Annotated in this window: 13 protein-coding genes; 4 read left to right on the forward strand and 9 right to left on the reverse strand. The window is 69.7% G+C overall.

Going from position 1 to position 16083, the window contains the following annotated elements:
• Positions 1 to 47: 47 nt before the first annotated feature.
• From ACT89H_RS28070 to lepA, 3 genes are all read right to left on the reverse strand, one after another.
• Positions 48 to 1853, reverse strand: a complete 1806-nt coding sequence (locus ACT89H_RS28070; RefSeq protein WP_445111674.1) for a dynamin family protein — start codon at positions 1851 to 1853, stop codon at positions 48 to 50.
• 80 nt (positions 1854 to 1933) lie between these two features.
• Positions 1934 to 4126: a hypothetical protein gene (locus ACT89H_RS28075; RefSeq protein WP_445111675.1), complete on the reverse strand. Its 2193-nt coding sequence runs from the start codon at positions 4124 to 4126 to the stop codon at positions 1934 to 1936.
• A 270-nt stretch (positions 4127 to 4396) separates the two neighbouring features.
• The gene (gene lepA, locus ACT89H_RS28080) at positions 4397 to 6274 is read right to left on the reverse strand and encodes a translation elongation factor 4 (protein ID WP_445111676.1); all 1878 of its coding nucleotides are present in this window, start codon (positions 6272 to 6274) and stop codon (positions 4397 to 4399) included.
• 868 nt (positions 6275 to 7142) lie between these two features.
• On the opposite strand from lepA, the gene ACT89H_RS28085 reads away from it, so the two are divergent.
• Positions 7143 to 7697, forward strand: a complete 555-nt coding sequence (locus ACT89H_RS28085) for a type II toxin-antitoxin system PemK/MazF family toxin (RefSeq protein ID WP_445111677.1) — start codon at positions 7143 to 7145, stop codon at positions 7695 to 7697.
• Positions 7698 to 7814: 117 nt separating this feature from the next.
• On the opposite strand, the gene ACT89H_RS28090 is transcribed toward ACT89H_RS28085, so the two are convergent.
• Together ACT89H_RS28090 and ACT89H_RS28095 are read right to left on the reverse strand one after the other, a co-directional pair.
• Complete coding sequence (locus ACT89H_RS28090; protein ID WP_445111678.1) at positions 7815 to 8603, reverse strand: aquaporin; 789 nt, start codon at positions 8601 to 8603, stop codon at positions 7815 to 7817.
• Between the two features lie 96 nt (positions 8604 to 8699).
• Entirely contained in the window at positions 8700 to 8849 is a 150-nt protein-coding gene (locus ACT89H_RS28095) for a hypothetical protein (protein WP_445111679.1), read from the reverse strand.
• A 404-nt stretch (positions 8850 to 9253) separates the two neighbouring features.
• Between ACT89H_RS28095 and rpsT the strand changes: the two genes are divergently transcribed.
• Positions 9254 to 9514, forward strand: coding sequence for a 30S ribosomal protein S20 (gene rpsT / locus ACT89H_RS28100; protein WP_445111680.1), 261 nt, complete (start codon positions 9254 to 9256; stop codon positions 9512 to 9514).
• Between the two features lie 174 nt (positions 9515 to 9688).
• On the forward strand, positions 9689 to 9934 hold the full coding sequence (locus tag ACT89H_RS28105; RefSeq protein ID WP_445111681.1) for a hypothetical protein: 246 nt from the start codon (positions 9689 to 9691) through the stop codon (positions 9932 to 9934).
• Between the two features lie 7 nt (positions 9935 to 9941).
• Here the strand turns inward: ACT89H_RS28105 and ACT89H_RS28110 are convergent, their stop codons facing one another.
• Positions 9942 to 10124 carry an MmyB family transcriptional regulator gene (locus tag ACT89H_RS28110; protein WP_445111682.1) on the reverse strand — a complete coding sequence of 61 codons (183 nt, stop codon included), beginning with the start codon at positions 10122 to 10124 and terminating at the stop codon, positions 9942 to 9944.
• 3 nt (positions 10125 to 10127) lie between these two features.
• Here ACT89H_RS28110 and ACT89H_RS28115 point away from each other — a divergent pair, with 3 nt between their 5' ends.
• Positions 10128 to 10628: an aldo/keto reductase gene (locus ACT89H_RS28115; protein WP_445111683.1), complete on the forward strand. Its 501-nt coding sequence runs from the start codon at positions 10128 to 10130 to the stop codon at positions 10626 to 10628.
• A gap of 254 nt (positions 10629 to 10882) precedes the next feature.
• Here ACT89H_RS28115 and holA read toward each other — a convergent pair whose 3' ends face one another.
• From holA to ACT89H_RS28130, 3 genes are all read right to left on the reverse strand, one after another.
• On the reverse strand, positions 10883 to 11854 hold the full coding sequence (gene holA / locus ACT89H_RS28120; RefSeq protein WP_445111684.1) for a DNA polymerase III subunit delta: 972 nt from the start codon (positions 11852 to 11854) through the stop codon (positions 10883 to 10885).
• A gap of 229 nt (positions 11855 to 12083) precedes the next feature.
• The gene (locus ACT89H_RS28125; protein WP_445111685.1) at positions 12084 to 14840 is read right to left on the reverse strand and encodes a ComEC/Rec2 family competence protein; all 2757 of its coding nucleotides are present in this window, start codon (positions 14838 to 14840) and stop codon (positions 12084 to 12086) included.
• A complete protein-coding gene (locus ACT89H_RS28130; RefSeq protein ID WP_445111686.1) occupies positions 14837 to 15955 on the reverse strand; it encodes a ComEA family DNA-binding protein in 1119 nt (372 codons plus the stop codon). The genes ACT89H_RS28125 and ACT89H_RS28130 overlap by 4 nt, the downstream gene beginning before the upstream one ends.
• Between the last annotated feature and the right edge of the window lie 128 nt (positions 15956 to 16083).

Below are 16083 nucleotides of genomic sequence, written 5' to 3' on the forward strand. Positions count from 1 at the left end.
TCGATCCGATACAGACGGGCATCCGTCCCACCCGCGCTGGGAGAGGGTTACGCGGGAACCAGTCCGTCGGCCTCCTCGCGCAGCGCGCGCAGATTGCCGAGCTGCGCCTCGAGGTCGGCGATCCGCTCCGTCCTGCGGTCGCCGTACTTCCCGTAGTTCTCCTCGGCCGAGCGCAGCGCGTCCTCCGCGGTGCGCGAGACCTCGGTCGCGATGTCGGTGAAGTGGTCGCGCAGCACCCGCTGCACGGCGCGCAAGCGGTTGCGCGACTCCTTGCCGACCTGGAAGATCACGTCGTCCATCAGGCGGGCCACCGCCACCTTGGCCTCGGCCCTGCGGCGCAGTTTGCGGTTCTTGCGGTCGTCCCACAGCGCGTTGACGCCCAGTAGCACACCCGCGCCCGCCGAGTACCAGTTCACCAGCGACATGCCCAGCAAGCTGGTAGCCAGACCGACCATCAGGATGCCGCCGTAGGAGCCGCGCAGACCGGTGAGGAATTGCTGGGTCACCCCCGCTTTCGCGCTCTCGAGGGGCTCCAGCGGCTGCACCGCTTCCAGCACCTCGCCGGGGTTTGCCAAGCGCAGGTCCGGTAGCGGAGGGGTCCGGTTGTCGGCCGGGAACTTGGCGGCCACCTGCTCGGACAACTCCAACGAGCGGTAGTGCGCCACGGCGAAGTTCTCCTCGACCGCCTCGCAGATACGCGCGTCCAGGTCGGCGCCGAAATCCTTCCACCGGCGCGCCGGGTCGCTCTGGGCGATCTCGGCCTCGGCGTCGCGGATCAGGCTGCGCAGGCGATGGCGCAGGTCGTGTTCGATGTCCGCCATCAGCTCCGTCGCGCCGTCGACCAGCGTCACCTGCCAATTCGCGGTGCGCCGGCGCAGCTGGTCGGCTTCGTCGCGCGCGCGGGCGAGCTGGTCGGTGATCTCGGCGCGGCGCCGCGGGTCGTGCAGCGCCTCGGCCTCGGTGCGCAGGGTCAGCGCGAGATGGTCGCAGACCACGCGGATGTCCCCGACCGCGGCTTCCAACGCCACCACGTCCGCGCGGGCGACCACGTAGTCGCGCAGATGATCGACCAGCTGGGGCACGCCGGATTCGATGTCGCGCTGGTAGTCACCGGTCAACCCGGCCCGCCGGTGCAGTTCCGCGGAGACCGGTGCCACCGCGAAGCCGAGCCCCGCCGAGTCCAGCAGTTCCCGGTTGCGCTGCTGGGTGCGCGACCAGTGCGGGAACACGTCGATCTTGTTCAGCACGCAGATCACGGTCGGGCAGATCTGCTGGATGCGCTGCAACTCGGCGATCTGCTCGAAGGTCAGCTCGGCGCCCGCGTCGCCGACATAGAGCACGGCATCGGCCGCTGCGATCATCGACCAAGTGGTGCGGTTGTCGCCCAGCGCACCCGGTGCGTCCATGACCACGACACCATCGGCGAGTAGCGGGCTCGGCTGGGTGAACTCGGCGCGGACAACGCCCTGGGTGGCCAGCGCGGGACCGGGATCGAGCGGATCGACCGACTGACGTTCGGTACGGCCGTACTCCGTCTGCCGCACCAGCGTCGCCGTCGGCTCCGGCCCGTACTCGACGATCACCGGGACGCTCAGATCGCTGTTCGTCGCGCTGACCGAGGCCCCGACCAGGCTGTTGACCAGCGTGCTCATGCCGTTCTTCGGATGACCGACGACCACGAGCCGGATCCGGGGATCGCTCACCCTGGCGCGGACCATGCTCAACCGGCTGCCGAGATCCTCGCGTCCCGCGGATCGGGCCGTCTCCCGCAGCTCGTCGAGGATCCGAATGAGCGGGGCCATCGCGTCCGGATGTTTCAGGGTCGCGGCCTTCAGCCCGGCAGCGGCAGACAACCCTCCTCCTTACTTCTCGGTGACTTTCGTTCTGGTACCCCCTGCGAACACCCCGCAGTCGTCGATCTCGCGCGGCCCTACTAGATCAGGGAGATGTCCGACGCGTCGGACACATAGTGGTGCGTTTCCACTATGCCCGGTTCTGGCAACAGGGCCCCCGAGAGGCCGCCGCCCGAGGACAACGCCAGTGCGGAGTGGTCGTAGGTGTAGTCGGCGACGGGGTAGACGGAGTCGGCCGGGTGGTCGAGCGCCAGCGGCGCCGAGATGCTGTGCGGACCGGGATCGACCACCGGCGGCTTGATCGGCGCCTGGGTGGTGTAGGTCGGAGCGTGCGGCTCGACGGTGGGTGCGTTCGCCGGGGCGGTGTAGGCCGGCTGGTCCGGCGCGGAGTACGGCGGCTTGCTCACGGTCGGTATCTCGCCGGTGGGCAGCTCGTGGGTCGGTACGTCGTTGGTGGGATGAGTGCTGTTCGACGTGCCGCCGGCGCTCGGCCGGCCGGTGCCGCCGCCCGGCGTGGTCACGTCACCGTCCGGGGTCGTCGGCGCGTGCGTGGGCGCCGGGGTCTGGGTGACCGACGGGACCTTGGTGGTCGGCACCTCCGGTGCGGTGGTGACGCCGCCGTGCGGCACCGTGGTGATGCCCGGAATCTTCGTGACGTCCTGATCCGGCGTCTTCGGCACGGACGGGGCGGTCACGTCACCGGGAACGCTCGGCGTCGGTGTGGTTTTGACGATCGTCGTCGGCGGTGTCACGGTCGAGGCGGGCGAGTGGGTGGGGTGGGGCGGCTGCGAGTCGGTCACCGGGGCGGGCTTCACCGCGGGCGTCGGCCGAACCGCGTCGAACAGCGCGGGGACGGCCGCAGCGGGAGCGGTCAGCACGGACGGTCCCTCCGGCGCGGCGAGCACATTCGCGATCGGGGTCGATGCGGCGTCGGGCTGGATCGTGGTCTGCAGCGGGGTGACCGCTACCACCGGTGCCGCGGCGAACGCCGCGGGTGCGGGTGCGGGCACCGTGGCGGCAGGGGCCACCGACGCGACCGTCACCGTGGGGGTGACCGACGCCGACGCGGCCGGCGGCTGCGCGATGCTCGATGCCGCGGGCGCGCCCGCGGACTGCGCGACGCCGGACGCCGCCGACGTCTGCGTGGCGGACGTCTGCGTGGCGGACGCACCCGATGATGTGAGCCCACCGAGCAATCCGGATTGGCCCTGGCTCAGCGCGTTGGGCTGGGCAGCAGCGATATCGGTGCCTTCGATGCCGTCGGCCAGCGAGTCGGTGAATTCGTCGAGCTCATCACCGACGTGCCCGGCGCCGACGCCGACCTTCATCTGGGAGGTGAAGTAGATCCCGTTCGGGCCGAGTCCGAAGTCGACCGACCACTGGGTACCGACGAACATTCCGAGATCGCCGCCCTGACCGACACCGTCGAACGGATCGCCCGCCGCGTGCGCCCCATCGGCGCCGCTGTGGCCGGGCAGGTCGAAGACGGTGGAGCCGGGCGCGACGAAACCGTTCGTGCCGGGCAGGCCGAAACCGTGCCCGGCCGGACCGAGTCCGTGACCGGGCAGGCCGAAACCGTGCCCGCCGGGCGCATCGAGATCGTTCGCGGCGTCGGACCGGGCGCCGGGCAGCGAGAAATCGTTGGACGCGTGGCTCTCGGTCCCCGGGATGGACAGTCCGTTCCCGGCGTCCCCGTCCACACCGGGGATGCCACCGAGCCCGGGGACGCCGCCTCCGGAGTGGCCGGACAGTTGCATACCGTCCGCGCCGGACTCATCGGACAGCGTCGGCAGTCGCATACCATGCGCGCCCGACTCGCCGGGCAGTGTCGGCAACGGCATGCCCGCGTCGGTACCGCTGTAGTCGCCGGGCGAGGGCGACGACGCGGCGGGGCCCGCACCGGTGCCGGGCAGGGCGAAACCGGGCGCTTGCTTGGCCGGTCCCGGTACCGGGTTTCCATGTGCCATCGGGACATTCGAGCCGTGCGAGGAGAACGGCGCGGGCCCGACGACCGGGTCCGGGAAGGTGATCACCGGGCTCGGCTGATCGGGATCGGGATCGGTGCTGTGCGCCCAACCGGTGTGCCAGCTGTCGAGACGGGATTCGCCGGGCTGTGCGGGGACGCCGCCGCCATTGGCGGCCACCAGTGCGCCACCGGTGACATAGGCACCCGCCCGCGCGACCCGCGCAACGCCGTTGGCCACACGGTAGGCGGTATCGCCCGCGCGCTCGGCTCCTTCGGTGTCGTCGTCGAAGGGCAGATCCCGCGTCATAGAAGCTCCACTCTCGGTTGTCCAGCATCCTCACTCACCACGCCGGTCCGACCAAGTGAAGATCACCCAACAGTATTTCGGGAATACTCGCCTGTCACATTCTCCAGGGATGCGGAGAATACGACTGTGGTGGGCGACACAACCCTGCCATCGGATCGGAAGCCCCACTCCCGGTGGCCTTCCGGCCGCACAGTCTGTGCTCGGCACCGCCACCCGGCCCGATCCAACGGTCGTGAACGCGGCGAAGCCGGAACCGCCACCGTCAGCCGGCTACTTCTTGTCCTTCGGCTTGTCCGAAGCGGCGTCGGAGGACAGGGCGGCCACGAAGGCTTCCTGCGGGACCTCGACGCGGCCGATCGTCTTCATCCGCTTCTTGCCTTCCTTCTGCTTCTCCAGCAGCTTGCGTTTACGGCTGATGTCACCGCCGTAGCATTTGGCCAGCACGTCCTTACGGATGGCGCGGATGTTCTCCCGAGCGATGATCTTCGATCCGATCGCGGCCTGAATGGGCACCTCGAACTGCTGGCGGGGAATCAGCTCGCGCAGCTTGGTGGTCATCTTGTGGCCGTAAGCCTGGGCGGCGTCGCGGTGCACGATCGCGCTGAACGCGTCCACCGCCTCGCCCTGCAACAGGATGTCCACCTTCACCAGCTGCGACTCCTGCTCGCCCGCCTCCTCGTAGTCGAGGCTCGCGTAACCGCGGGTGCGCGACTTCAGCGAATCGAAGAAGTCGAAGATGATCTCCGCCATCGGCATGGTGTAGCGCAGCTCGACGCGGGTCTCGGACAGGTAGTCCATGCCACCGAGCTCGCCGCGCCGGGACTGGCACAGCTCCATGATCGAGCCGATGAACTCGCTCGGCGCGATGATGGTGCACTTCACCACCGGCTCGTAGACGTTGCGGACCTTACCTTCCGGCCAGTACGAGGGATTGGTGACGACGTGCTCGGCGCCGTCCTCCATCTCCACCCGGTACACCACGTTCGGGGCGGTCGAGATCAGGTCCAGGTCGAACTCGCGCTGCAGGCGTTCCCGCGTGATCTCCATGTGCAGCAGGCCGAGGAAGCCGCAGCGGAAACCGAACCCGAGCGCCACCGAGGTCTCCGGCGTGTAGGTCAGGGCGGCGTCGTTGAGCTGCAATTTCTCCAACGCGTCGCGCAGGTCGGGATAGTCGGAGCCGTCCACCGGATACAGGCCGGAGTACACCATCGGACGCGGCTCGCGATATCCGGTGAGCGGTTCGCTCGCGCCGCCCCGCGCACCGGTCACCGTGTCGCCGACCTTGGACTGACGCACGTCCTTCACGCCGGTGATCAGGTAGCCGACCTCGCCGACACCGAGCCCCTGGGTCGGCTTCGGCTCCGGCGACACGATGCCGATCTCCAGCAGCTCGTGGGTGGCGCCGGTGGACATCATCTTGATCTTCTCGCGCGGGGTCAGCTTGCCGTCCACCACCCGGACGTAGGTGACCACGCCGCGGTAGGTGTCGTAGACCGAGTCGAAGATCATCGCCCGAGCGGGCGCGTCCGCCGCGCCCACCGGGGGCGGCACCTGAGCGATCACCTGGTCGAGCAGATCGGCCACGCCCTCGCCGGTCTTGCCGGAGACCCGCAGCACGTCCGACGGGTCGCAGCCGACGATGTGCGCCAACTCGGCGGCGTAGCGCTCCGGGTCCGCGGCGGGCAGGTCGATCTTGTTCAGCACCGGGATGACCGTCAGATCCTTGTCCAGCGCCAGGTACAGGTTGGCCAGTGTCTGCGCCTCGATGCCCTGCGCGGCGTCGACCAGCAGGATCGCGCCCTCGCACGCCTCCAGGGCTCGCGATACCTCGTAGGTGAAGTCGACGTGGCCGGGGGTGTCGATGAGGTGCAGCACGAAATCGGTGCCCGCCTGCTCCCCCGTCCGGGGCGTCCAGGGCAGCCGCACGTTCTGAGCCTTGATGGTGATGCCGCGCTCGCGCTCGATGTCCATCCGGTCCAGATACTGCGCACGCATCTGCCGCTCCTCGACCACACCGGTCAGTTGCAGCATCCGGTCGGCCAGCGTCGACTTGCCGTGGTCGATGTGCGCGATGATGCAGAAGTTCCGGATCCGGGCGGGATCGGTGAACGTCGTGTCGGCGAAGCTGGCGGGCACTCCACTCCTCATGGGTATCGGCAAACTGCCGTCTATCGTCCCATGATGCTGTGTTGGTTTTTGCAGCGCCTGCGGCGCTGCGTGTTCACGGCCCCCGGGAGTCTCGCACCCGAGCGACCGAGACTCGCGACTACGTCGCATACGCTTCGGTCACTCGGCCGCGAGACGGGCCGCGAACGGCGCTCGTAACACTCGCACCCCGACGGGTTGGGAATGTGATCGAGCTGCGGACCCTTCGTCCCAAGATGCCGTGTTGGTTTTTGCAGCGCCTGCGGCGCTGCGTGTTCACGGCCCCGAGAAGTCCCGCACCCGAGCAACCGAGACTCGCGACTACGTCGCATACGCTTCGGTCACTCGGCCGCGAGACGGGCCGCGAACGGCGCTCGTAACACTCGCACCCCGACGGGTTGGGAATGTGATCGAGCTGCGGACCCTTCGTCCCAAGATGCCGTGTTGGTTTTTGCAGCGCCTGCGGCGCTGCGTGTTCACGGCCCCGAGAAGTCCCGCACCCGAGCAACCGAGACTCGCGACTACGTCGCATACGCTTCGGTCACTCGGCCGCGAGACGGGCCGCGAACGGCGCTCGTAACACTCGCACCCAGGCGGGTTGGGAATGTGATCGAGCTGCGGACCCTTCGTCTACCGGTCCGTGCTAGCGCTCACACCGTCGAGGCGCCGGGCGCACCATGCCGTGGTCGGCGATCATCACACTCCGCCTACGGCGCTGATCATCTTGCCCGGCTGGCAGCGGGGGGCCGTTCGATCCCGCATCGACGGGCACGTGCGACTCCCTGGCCTCCTCCTCCCCGGCGAACGACCTCGGCGACACAACGGATCCCACACGGGTGAGAAGCGGCGGATGCGCCGTTATCCTCCTGAGATGGCCCGAAGTTGGAACTCCCTCGGCAAGCAGATCGGTCTCATCGCCAAGCAACAGGGGCCCAAGATCGTCAAGCAGCAGGGTCCCCGGCTGGTCGACCGGCTGATGGGGTCGCTGGCCCAACGGCGCACGGCCACCGGCGTCGCGGTGCGGCCCGCCGCCTCGACGCCGGTCGCGACCGCCGAGCGGGCGCGACAGATCGTCTACTCGCCGCAACTGGACGGGCGTGCCGACCCCGGGGAGATCGTCTGGACCTGGGTGCCGTTCGAAGAGGATCCGAGCAACGGCAAGGACCGGCCGGTGCTGGTGGTGGGTCGGGACCGCCGCACGCTACTGGGTCTGATGCTGTCGTCGAACCCGGAACGCGCGTACGACCGCAACTGGATCGGCATCGGCAGCGGGCCCTGGGACCACGACAACCGCCCCAGCTGGGTGCGGCTCGATCGGGTGCTCGATGTGCCCGAGGCGGGGATCCGCCGGGAAGGCGCGATCCTGCCCCGCAAAACCTTCGATCTGGTCGCCCACCGGCTCTGCGCCGAATACTCCTGGCACTGAGGCAGACCACGTCGCCCGTGCTCGGGCCGACTGACGTCACCATGCGCATCACCGACGTCGGTTCGTGCTCGGCGAGCCGACGCGGAATGCGCGTCGGCCGCGGCCCGGACGCTTACCTCAGGAGATCATCTCGCGGGAACGGCCGAACAGCAGGCCGTACAGCAGCGCGCCGAGTGCGCCGCCGATCAGCGGGAACACGATGAACGCCCAGAGCTGCCCCATCGCGCCGCCCTGGTAGGGCGCCACGGCGATGCTGCGGGCGGGGTTGACCGAGGTGTTGTCCACCGGAATCGACACCAGGTGGATCACCGCCAGCGTCACGCCGATGGACAGCCCGGCCAGCGGCACGTCGGAGAGCTGATCGGTGGAGGACAGCACCACGAAGACCAGCAGCGCCGTGAGCATCACCTCGACGATGATCATGGCGGCGATCCCGAACCCGTTCTGCACCACCACCTCACCTAGCGGCCCCCGGATCGCCGACGGACTGTGCTTGCCCCACCCGTTCGCACCGAGGCCGTCGACCGACCGGTCGTACGAGGGCAGGTTCTTGGCCAGCGCGAACAACACGAGCCCGGCGAGGAGCCCGCCGATCAGCTGCGAGATCACATATCCCGCCGCGGATACGCCGCTGAGCCGGCCGAGCAGCAGGTGCCCCACGGTCACCGCCGGATTGACGTGGCAGCCCGAGATCGGCCCGATCGAGTAGACCAGAAACATCAGCGACAGGCCGAAGCCCAGCGCGATGCCGAGTGGACCGACCTTGTCTCCCGCCAGCACCGCGGTGCCGACGCCGCCGATCACCAGGACGAAGGTGCCCAGCGCCTCGGCGCCCCATTTCTTGCTCTCGGGGACCGGTTTGTTCTCGACAGCTTCTTCGACTACTTCCTGGGCCGTTGGAGACATCTGTCCACCTTCCGCGTTCCAGACATGTACTCGGACGAGTCGTGGTACCGCTTCGACAACGCCAGCCGCTCGAAAACAACGGTTGCTAGGAGGACGCTACGCGAGTCGGGTGCGCTCTACAACGACTTCGCAGCCGGTCGAGCCGCCGCCCGAGAAGACGCCCTTCAGCGGCGGCACATCGGCGTAGCGACGGCCCACTTCGAAGAAATGACGACGATGTTGCCGGTCGGGCCGCAGGCCCGCCACGCGCCCGGTCCGCACCTCGACGCGGGCGTGCGCTCGCCCGGGCGAGCGTCGCGCCGATCCCGGCGACCGGACCGGGCGCGCGGCCGCCGGACCCGGCGCACACTCGCGACCGGCGCACACTCGCCAGACCCAGCGCACACTCGCCAGACCCAGCACGCAGTCGCCAGACACAGCACGCAGTCGCCAGACACAGCGCACAGTCGCCCGTCGCAGGGATGGCCCGGCGGCCGGGGCCGTGCCTGCCCGCGGCGCCGACCGGACGGCCCGGTGTCGGATTTCGCGTGCCGAACGGCGACTGGTACCCTCGACCTTCGGCGCTGCGTTACCCGTTCCCCTCGGGTATGTCGCGCGCTCGACGAACTTTCCCAGGACAGACCTACCAGACAGGAACACGAGGAACCGGCGTGGCCAACATCAAGTCCCAGCTGAAGCGGATCCGCACCAACGAGGAAGCGCGCAAGCGCAACCAGTCGGTCAAGTCCGCGCTGCGCACCGCGATCCGCAGCTTCCGCGAGGCCGCGGCCGCCGGTGACAAGGAAACCGCCGCCACGCGCCTGCAGTTCGCCAGCCGGAAGCTGGACAAGGCCGCCTCGAAGGGCGTCATCCACGCCAACCAGGCCGCCAACAAGAAGTCCGCCCTCGCGCTGGCTTACAACAAGCTCTGATTCACCCGGTACCGCGCGCCGGTACCGCGCTCGTGATGTGGACGCAGCCGTCGTGGCCTCGATGACCACGGCGGCTTTTGTCGTGCCCGGACAGCAACCGGATTACGAAGCCGTTCAGCTGGTGTTTCGAGATCAGCCCGCGCCGTGTCAGAGGTTCCAGCTACCATTCCGCGCATGGTAACCGTGTATGCCAATCAGACGGTGGTTCGCACCGAGGATCTGCCGGATGTGATCCGCGCGGCCGAGGTGCTCGGATTCGGACTGAAGATCGAGAATGTGCTCGTTCCCGACGACGACGGCGGTTACTCACTGGAGTGGATCGTCACGCGGGACGACGACGTGCCCGCCTACGAGGACTGGGACGGCCGCTACGAGGACGTGGACGACGACGGCGAACTCGTACTGAGCTCCGCGGAATAGCGTCCGGTCACGGTGTTTCCAGGTCGGCGGCAAGCCGGTCGAGCGCCGTCTGGGACTCCGCGTCCGCGGCGCGGTAGATGATGATCCGCTGGTCGGGATCCTGCACGGGCATGAGTACCTCGTAGCTGACGACCAGCGGACCCACCACCGGATGCCGCAGCGGCTTGTTCCCCCGGCCCTGGACCCGCACGTCGTGGCGGGCCAGCGGACCGTCGAGCGCGACCTCAATCCGATGGCGCGCGAACTGGGCCTCGGCGTGATCCCGTGGTCACCGCTGGCCAGCGGCGTGCTCACCGGCAAGTACAGCCGCGCCGACCTCGACCACCAGGCGGGCGGCTCGCCCGAAGGCAGCCGCAAGAACGTGGCCGCCGCCAACGGCTCGCTCACCGAGCGCGGCCTCGCCATCGCCGACGTCGTGACGCAGGTCGCGGCGGAAATCGGGAAAACCCCCTCGCAGGTCGCGCTGGCCTGGACACTGCGCGAGCCCGGGGTCACGTCGCCAATCATCGGCGCGCGCACAGCGGCGCAATTGGAGGACAACCTCGGCGCGCTCGACGTGGAGTTCGACGAGACTCAGCTCGCCCGGCTCGAGCAGGCCAGCGCCGTGGATCTCGGCTTCCCGCACGAGTTCCTGAACCGCCCGATGACCCAGAGCGTCACCTTCGGCGACCTGAAGATCGAAGGGCGCGCCTGAGCGTCGATTGCGGTGTGGCGGTGCGAGGCGGACTCGCACCGCCACACCGAATTCACGTGCAGCAGAACCCGAAGGTCCACGCGTGCGCGAGAAGAAGCCGAGTGTTCGGACCAACGCGCTGATCACTCGGTGTCGCTGATCGAGGGCGGTGCCTCTGATCTCTTGCCCTCGAGCGGCCACGACGGCGGGTCGGTCGGCGTTCGTTTCGCGCACAGCTGCGAGTGCTCGTGCGGCGCGGTGGAAACGGGCCTCGATCAGCCCGCGCCGTGCAGGTCGAGGATTCGGGTCAGGGCGTGTTCCAGTGCGTAGCCCGAGTCGGCGGCGCCGCCTTTCACGTCGGCGTTGAGGGTCGCGACGACCTGGAGGGCGGAGCCGATGGTCGCGGGGGTCCAGTTGCGGGCCTGGGCTTGCGCCTTCTTGACCTTCCACGGCGGCATTCCGAGTTGCTGGGCCAGCTTGAACGGATCACCTCGCCCGGCCGAGCCGACGCGCGCGATGGTGTGCACCGAGTCGGCGAGCGCGTCGGCGAGCAGGACGTGCGGCACGCCGCGGTCGTTGGCCCAGCGCAGCGCCTCCATCGCGCCGGGACGATCCCCCGCCACGGCGAGCTCGGCCACGTCGAACCCGGAGACCTCGGCCTTGCCCGAGTAGTAGCGGCGCACAGCCGCGACATCGATCTTCCCGCCGGTGTCCGCGGCCAGCTGCCCGCATGCCGCCGCCAGCTCACGCAGATCCGAGCCCACCGCCTCGAGCACCACTTGGACGACCTCGCCGGAGGCGCGCACTCCGGCGGCGCGGAACTCACCGCGGACGAACTCGACGCGCTCGGCGGCCTTGGTCAGTTTGGCGCAGTCGTGGGTCACGGCCCCGGCTTTCTGCAACGCGGGCGCGAGCGCCTTGGCGCGGCCGCCACCGGAGTGCAGCACCACGACGACCACGCCTTCGGTCGGGCTCTGCGCCGCCTCGGTGATCACCGCGACCGCCTCTTTACCCGCCTCGGCCGCCGCCTCGAGGACGATCACCCGGTCCTCGGCGAACAACGACGGGCTCAGCAGTTCGGCCAGCTCCGCGGTGCTCGCGTCCCCCGCGCGCAAGCGATCGACCGGCACCGAGTCCGGATCCGGGGCCAACGCGCGGACCTGCGCGATCAGCGTACTCAGTGCCCGCTCGATCAGCAGCTCCTCGTCCCCGAGCACCAAGTGCACGGGCGCGGGCCGCTCACTCACGACGGCGCCCCCTCATGGCCGGAGGGCATCGTGCTCGATTGCTCTGCCGACTTGCTCCATTCGCCACGCTCGTCCACAGGCCGATCCTACGGTCCATGACCGACACCTCAGCCCGCCCGGGTTGGAGTCCAGAGCGACCGACGACGGACTGCTGCCATCGAGCCGCCGGCGAGCGGTACCGGTGCAGTGCGAAACGTGAGCATCGCGTGCAGCCCGCGGTGTCCACCGGTCATCGTGAGGTCGTCACGTGCAGGTGGCCGCCGCTGCTGGAAACCACGATGTCACCCTGCTGGTCCGTTCGTGCCACCGTCGCGCCGAGGACGGACAGATCCCCGAGGACGGCGGGGGCGGGATGTCCGAACGTGTTGTCCGCACCGACGCTGATCAGCACCAGGCGCGGATGTACCGCATCGATGAATTCCCTTGTGGTGGTTCGTGATCCGTGGTGCGGAAGTTTGAGGATCTCCGCCTGGATGGGAATCCCGGCATGCATCAGCGTCCGCTGCGCGGATGCCTCGATGTCCCCGGTGAGCAGAATCCTGCCTGCCGGTGTGCGAGCGGTGACGACCACCGAACGGTCGTTGGCGTCGTCGGCTTCCGCGCCTCGCACTGGTCGCGGGCCGTTCCTCGCCGGCGCCAGCACCTCGAGTTCGATCGACCCGAAATTCAGAACGTGTCCGGCCGACAATTCCAGCAGCGGCACTCCCGCGCTCCTGGCGATGGACGCGACCTGCGACAGACCCGAGGCGGGGGCACGTGCGCCGCTCGGTGGACGCATGCTGCCGTAACCGGCTGGGCGACAATCATTTTGGGGAGGCTCCGACACGCCACCAGGGCGATCCACACCGTCCGGTGAACGGCCTCGGGCATCCCGCCACCCGGGTAGCGAAGCTCCGCTGTCTCCCGCATGGCCTTTCGCGATATCGGTGAACCCGTGCGTATGTACGGCGGGGGCGACGGTGGGCAGCGGAACACACCCCGCTTCGAGGCTCGACCCACCGTCTCCGGGTGGCGTAGGGGGCGCGAGCCCGTCGAGTTCGTGGATACCGACGGCGATCGCGTCGACAGCGCGTTCGTGCAGCGCGCCGGTGAGCCCGTCGATGTGGTCCGCGTGCGGATGGGTGAGGATCAGCAAGGGGATGCGCGAGACCCGCAACCGATCCAGGCAGGTACGGATCGGTCGCGGATCCGGCCCGACATCGATAACGACGGCGGCGCCCGGACCGACCGACAGAGCGAGGCCATCACCTTGGCCCACGTCGCATGCCGCGAGAACCCAGCCGGTCGGCGGCCAGCCGGGATGCCAGAGCCGCACCGGAACCAGCACCAGCGCGATGCCGACCACGACCGCGGCGGCGATCCGCCGCGCGGCGCGGGCGCGCAATGCCGCGATCATGCCCACCACGACGGCACTCGCGATCAATCCGCCTGCCAAGCCTCCCTGAACCGCGACGGAGGCGCCGGGCAGCGCGGCCGCGTGGCCGGCCACCCACAGCAACCACCACAGCGGCGGTGCCGCGCAGCGCAGCACCACCTCGGCCGGCGGTGACCACAGGTTCGCCAGCACCGCACCACCTGCGCCCGCAACAGTGATCGGCGCTATGACCGGGGCGACCAGCACGTTCGCGAGCACAGCGACCAGGCTGAGCTGCCCGGTGAGCGCGATCGTGATCGGCGTCGTGACCACGAATGCCCCGGCCGACACCGCCACTATCTCGGCGGGCACCCGCCACCATCCCCTCGCCCGCAACCAGTCGGCCCAGCTCGGCGCCAGCAGGATCAGACCACCCGTCGCGACAACCGACAGCGCGAACCCCGCGTCGACGGCGAGTCCGGGCCACAGGGCAAGCAGCGCGATGATCGCGGCGCACAGCGCCGGTAACGCCTGTTTACGACGGCCGGTAAGCACGGCCAGCAGGGTGATCGCGCCCATCGCAGCGGCGCGCAGCACGCTCGGATCCGGCCGCGCGACGACGACGAACATGAGCAGCGCCGCGGCGGCGACGGCCACCGCGCCGCGCGGGCCCAGCGTCAGCAGACGGACGACGAACAACACCACCGAGAGCAAGATGGTGAAATTCGCACCGCTGACGACTGTCAGATGTTGCAGCCCAGCGATGATGAAATCCTGGCGCACGTGTTCGGGCAATGCCGAGGTGTCACCGACGACCAGCGCGGGCAGCAGCCCCGCGGCGTCGGGCGGCAGCGCCCGCGTGGCCGACGCCGCGAAGCGGGCGCGCACCGAATCGGCGGCGCGCTGCCACCACGGCAGCGGCCCGGCGGCAGTGGGCGCGCCCTGCGCACGCAACGCGACGACGGTGAGGTCCGACCGGCGCGGCTGCTCCACCCGGGCGCGGAACTCGATCGGCCCGCCCGGAGACAACTCGCCCCACTCCGGACCGGACGCCAGGACGACCACCGCACCACCGGCACGTATCGTAACCCCACCCCGCCGGTACTCTCGCAGATCCGCCCGGACCATCCACTGGCGATCCCCACCGGCCCCTTTGCTGCGCAACGGCTTCGGATCGTCTGTGGGAGTGATCACCACACGCAGTGATTGCCCGGCCGCCGCCCGCAGCGGATGCGTCGCCACGCGATGCTCCCGCCATGCCGCCGCGGCCGCGAACCCCGCACCGAGCACCACGGCCGCCAGCGCCACCACCGCCACCGCCCGCCGGCGTTCGCCGCGATGCGCGACCGCCCACAGCAGCAGCACCCACAACCCGATGGCCAGAATCGTCAACGCGACCGCCAGCAGCATCCCGGCCCGCCACCCCGCCGTCACCGCCACGATGGTTGCGGCCCAACAGCACAACGCGGCCGGCAACAGGCGCGCGTCGAGTGTCTGAACGGTGCCGGGCTCCTCGGGCGCCGCGCCGTCCTTCGGACCTCGAACGGCTCCGGCGCCCGGGCCGACCTTCATCGTTTCCGTACCGGCGCCCAGCTTCCGGCGAATCAATTCGAGCAACCGGGCGGCGCTCATACCCGTACCAGATCACGCAGCCGGGCCAGGCGGGCCGGACCGATGCCGTCGACCTCGCCGAGCTGCTCGACGGAGGTGAAGCGACCGTTGGTCGTACGCCAGCTGACGATGGCGCGTGCGGTGACCGGCCCGACGCCGGGGAGCGCATCCAGTTCGGCCTCGGACGCCGTATTGAGATCGATCCGTCCCGCCGCACCTGCCGGGCGGCTCGGCGCAGCGGCGGACCCGCTGGACGGCCGACCGCCCGCGCCGATCGTGCCGCTGCCCTGCTGCGGCGCGCCCGGATTCGGTACGACCGGCCCGACCAGCACTTGATCACCGTCCGACAAGCGCTGCGCCAAGTTCAGTCCGGTGGTGTCCGCACCTTCGCTCGGACCGCCCGCGGCGGCGAGCGCATCGGCGACACGCGAACCCTCGGGGAGCCGAACCAGACCGGTGCGCTGCACCAAGCCGACCACACTGACAACCAATTCCGTGCTCGGCGCGCCGGGATCGACTCGCCTCGAGTGCGCCCCGGCCGCGCTCGTCGTGGCCGCGGCACTGGTTATCGGCAAGGCGACGCTCTGCCCGATCGGCAACGGCGGCACCGTGTGCGCGATCGGGCGCTCACGGAACACGACCACCCCGGCGACGACCATCGCGGCAAGGCCCACGAACGCGAGCGTGCGGACGCCGCGACGACCCGGATCGAGCCGGACGCCCCGGAATCGTTCGGGCACGAGTCGGTGCAGCCGATTCCCTCCGGGCACCGACTCTTCCAGCCAGCCGGGTGACCGGACGCGACCGACATCGTCTTCGGCATCCCGGTCGGGCGCGGAATGGCCGGACAGCCGCATGTGATCCCATTTGCCCGCCGCTCCCGAAATAGTCTCGGGCCCTGGCTCACCCGCTGGTGGGAGTGCCACTGCATGAGCGGTGCAGCTCGGGCGATCTGGCTGCCCGGTCGCTCCGACGGAGCCGACACGCGGCGACCGCGCCGCCCATCCGGCCGGGCCGTGTTCCGGTTCCGGCCCGGCCGTCGCGGTGCCCGCACCGGCCGTCATGCTCACGCCGACTCGGGCGGTCAGCTCGCCCAATCGCCGTCGTACCCGCTCCCGTTCGTCCTGTCGTGACATGGCCGCGACGGTAGTGCCTGCACGCACCGGCAGAATCCGTGCGACCAGCTGATTCGACGAAGCTGTTGACAACCACCGCCCTGTGCACAACTCGCTGTCGAACGGGGCGTCTTCGCCCGGACACGCCG

Source organism: Nocardia aegles, assembly GCF_052545135.1.

Excerpts from the sequence above, each read along its gene's own strand:
- ACT89H_RS28105 (WP_445111681.1), top strand. The coding sequence starts at position 9,689 with ATGGTAACCGTGTATGCCAATCAGACGGTGGTTCGCACCGAGGATCTG.
- ACT89H_RS28130 (WP_445111686.1), bottom strand. The coding sequence starts at position 15,955 with ATGTCACGACAGGACGAACGGGAGCGGGTACGACGGCGATTGGGCGAG.
- lepA (WP_445111676.1), bottom strand. The coding sequence starts at position 6,274 with ATGAGGAGTGGAGTGCCCGCCAGCTTCGCCGACACGACGTTCACCGAT.
- ACT89H_RS28125 (WP_445111685.1), bottom strand. The coding sequence starts at position 14,840 with ATGAGCGCCGCCCGGTTGCTCGAATTGATTCGCCGGAAGCTGGGCGCC.
- ACT89H_RS28085 (WP_445111677.1), top strand. The coding sequence starts at position 7,143 with ATGGCCCGAAGTTGGAACTCCCTCGGCAAGCAGATCGGTCTCATCGCC.
- ACT89H_RS28090 (WP_445111678.1), bottom strand. The coding sequence starts at position 8,603 with ATGTCTCCAACGGCCCAGGAAGTAGTCGAAGAAGCTGTCGAGAACAAA.
- ACT89H_RS28075 (WP_445111675.1), bottom strand. The coding sequence starts at position 4,126 with ATGACGCGGGATCTGCCCTTCGACGACGACACCGAAGGAGCCGAGCGC.